Below are 3,231 nucleotides of genomic sequence, written 5' to 3' on the forward strand. Positions count from 1 at the left end.
GGGGACTCAGAAGCTCGCAGGCTGCTTTACTGCGCGGCCATGGCCGCTCGCCGGAGCAAGCGTTGGGCAGGGGTCTATCAGGCTTATCTGGATCGAGGGCTGGCAACTACCCAAGCGTTAGTCATCCTGGCGCGCAAACTGGTTCGTATCGCCTTCGCGCTTATGAAAAATGGCACCGACTATCAGCCGGCCCCTGCCTCATGAAGACTGGGGTGGACAACATAGAATCTCCTACAGTGTGGCTCGTTATTAGCCGTTATCTGTTACCCCACCAACTCATAACACGGCTCGTAATGGCTGCCCGGCAGTTTCATGCGTTGCTGTTCCACAAATGCCTTCAGCAGCTCGTCCAGATGCTTCATCAGGGCGTTGGGGGCGTGCAGCTTGTAGGGGCCGTGTTGTTCGATGGCGTGGATGCCGTGCTCTTTCACGTTACCGGCGACAATGCCCGAGAAGGCCCGGCGCAGGTTGGCGGCCAGTTCGTGGACCGGTTGATTCGTATTCAGATTCAGCGCGGCCATGGCCTCGTGGGTGGGCAGGAAAGGGTGTTGAAATTCCAGCGGTACATTGAGGCGCCAGTTGAAGTAAAAGGCATCATCATTATCCCGACGGAACAGGGTCAGGCGGTCAATGCCGTGGCACATGGCCAGGGCGACGGCTTCCGGGTCGTCGATAATGATCTGGTAGCGTTCGGCTGCCTTGTCACCCAGGGTATAGCGAATAAATGCATCCACCTGACGGAAGTAATCGGCGCTGCTGGCGGGGCCGGTGAGCACCATGGGCAGGGGAATGTCCGCGTTGTCCGGGTGCAGCAGTACGCCAAGCAAATAGAGAATTTCTTCGGTGGTGCCTACCCCGCCGGGAAACACGATAATACCGTGGGCCAGGCGCAGGAACGCTTCCAGGCGTTTTTCGATATCTGGCATGATCACCAGTTCGTTGACGATGGGGTTGGGCGCTTCCGCAGCAATAATGCCCGGCTCGGAAATCCCCAGATAGCGACCTTCTTTTTCCCGTTGTTTGGCATGGGCCACATGGGCGCCTTTCATGGGGCCTTTCATGGCCCCGGGGCCGCAGCCGGTGCAGATATCCTTGTGACGCAGGCCCAGTTGGTAGCCCACGCTTTTGCTGTAGTCGTATTCGTGGCGGGAGATGCTGTGCCCGCCCCAGCAAACCACCATGTTTGGTGACGCTCCGGCTTTCAGGACCCCGGCGTTGCGCAGAATATGGAATACCGCGTTGGTAATGCCTTCGCTGTTGTTCAGGTCGAAACGGTCGTTGTTCTGGATCTCGTTGGCCACGTAGACGATATCGCGCAATACTGCAGACAGGTGCTCGCGGATACCGCGAATCATGCGCCCGTCTACAAACGCGCCGGCGGGGGCGTTGTCCAGTTTTAGGCGCAGCCCGCGGTCTTCCTGGATCACTTCGATTTCGAAGTCGTGGTAGGTTTCCAGCACCTCACGGCTGTCATCGGTGGGAGTACCGCAGTTCAGCACCGCCAGGGCGCAGCGGCGCAATAGGTCATGCAGGCCGCTGCCAGAGGTGTCGCGCAGGCGTTCCACTTCATGCTGGCTGAGTACTTCCAGGCTGCCTTCCGGCGCCACAATGGTCGATACCGTTTCGGTCATAAGGTCGGTCCGTCGCAAATAAGCAGGTCGGTTTAATACCGGTATTGAGCTTGTTCTGTCATCGCTTTCAGAGAAAGTACCAGAGCAAGAATGAAAGAGAGTACCGTAGTCCGGGTGAGAAAGGAGTGTTGGGGGGTGAGGGGGCTGCTTTCAAGCCGGAAGCCCGCCCGTCGGCGGACAGGTGTTTTTACATTTCATCGGGGAACGACGGGCCGGCACGTGCGTCCGATTTAACATCAAGGCGGGTATGTTCACAGGCATTCTTCGTGCAGGACTTCCCGATACAGGCTTGGTCGCCTGTTATGTTGATATGGGGCAACGCATTGTCATGAGGTTGTCGCCATTATCGGCCAGACTTGATCAGTTTCGGGGCCGCTGAACAGGCCTCAGTAGAGAGTGAGACTCAGGAGCAAAGCATGTTGCTCAAGTATTTGAATCAACTGGAACAGGCTGTGAAAGCGGCATCCGAACATCCGGATTCGGCCACCGTTACCCGTTGCGCCGATTGTGTGGCGACGCTGGATGCCTACCTGGATGCACAAATGGAGCCGGTGCAACGCCGTGGCCGGGAATTGATGGATGGGCTGATTCCGGCGCATCTGCACGACCGGGTTTGTCAGCGGTTGCACTAGGAACGCCACACGCTGCACGCAACAGGCGCCAACTGGGCTCTCTCTTTGGCGCTAACAAAGAACGCGAATCGCCGTGGGCCACCAGCGAAATGTCGGATTACGCCTTTCAGGCTAATCTGACCTACGTGCTACGCGTCCATAAGGCTTCAGTGCGAGACAAACTGCTTGCCGGTTGCCCCCGGCCTGTCACCGCGTTGAAGCGTGTGGCGTGCAGCATGCCACGCCTCCTGTCACATCCGGTTTCGCTGGCTATGCAGGGCCTTGTCCCTTTCTTCCGGGAACAGGTCCGGTTGCTGGGGCGCTTTCAAATCGCGCAGCCGGGCACCGATGCCCAGTAACCGGGCGGGGCCTTCGCGTCGCTCCCAAAGCTGGCGGAACAGGGCCTCAAAGTGGGCGGCATCCAGGTCGTTGCCGGCCTTGTCACAACTCATGCTGACAAAATCCTGATACTTCACCTTGGCGGTCAATCCACTGATCAGGTAGTGCTGATCCAGTTTGGCAAACCGTTCCTTCAGCTTTTCAATCAGCCCCTCCAGCTCCCGGAGCCAGTCCGTCAGGGTGAGCTGGTCCTTGTCGTAGGTGCGTTCCACCGAAACGGATTTACGTCGTCGGCCGGTCTGGATCGGACGGCTGTCTTCACCGCGGCACAGGTGATAAAGCCGCTCGCCAAAACTGCCAAAGTGCTGGCCCAGCTCCAGCCGGCTTAGCTGTTGCAGGTCGCCACAGGTTTTCAGGTTCAGGCCGGCCATGCGCTCGCCAGTGACCCGGCCCACCCCGGAAATCTTGTTCACCGGCAGGGCGGCCACAAATTCCTCGACCCGGGCCGGGGGAATCACAAATAGCCCGTCGGGCTTGCGCCAGTCGCTGGCGACCTTGGCCAGAAATTTGTTGGGGGCGACGCCTGCGGACACGGTAATAGCCACCTCCCGGCGAACGTCCTGGCGCAATGCCTGGGCAATGCGGGTGGC

The 3,231-nt window shown here is 59.0% G+C and carries 3 protein-coding genes and 1 pseudogene; 2 read left to right on the forward strand and 2 right to left on the reverse strand.

The annotated features are described in order from the left end of the window. Positions 1 to 204 (forward strand): annotated as a pseudogene (locus A3730_RS17765) (IS110 family transposase); the annotation flags it as partial. A gap of 59 nt (positions 205 to 263) precedes the next feature. Here A3730_RS17765 and ppnN read toward each other — a convergent pair. Continuing rightward, on the reverse strand, positions 264 to 1,631 hold the full coding sequence (ppnN, locus tag A3730_RS17770) for a nucleotide 5'-monophosphate nucleosidase PpnN (protein ID WP_063521283.1): 1,368 nt from the start codon (positions 1,629 to 1,631) through the stop codon (positions 264 to 266). Between the two features lie 416 nt (positions 1,632 to 2,047). On the opposite strand from ppnN, the gene A3730_RS17775 reads away from it, so the two are divergent. After that, positions 2,048 to 2,263 (forward strand): hypothetical protein, encoded by a 216-nt coding sequence (locus A3730_RS17775; protein WP_007151335.1) that lies wholly within the window; start codon positions 2,048 to 2,050, stop codon positions 2,261 to 2,263. 230 nt (positions 2,264 to 2,493) lie between these two features. On the opposite strand, the gene A3730_RS17780 is transcribed toward A3730_RS17775, so the two are convergent. After that, a partial coding sequence (locus A3730_RS17780; RefSeq protein ID WP_063538591.1) for a DNA polymerase IV occupies positions 2,494 to 3,231 on the reverse strand: 738 nt, incomplete at its 5' end.

Source organism: Alcanivorax sp. HI0044, from assembly GCF_001634945.1.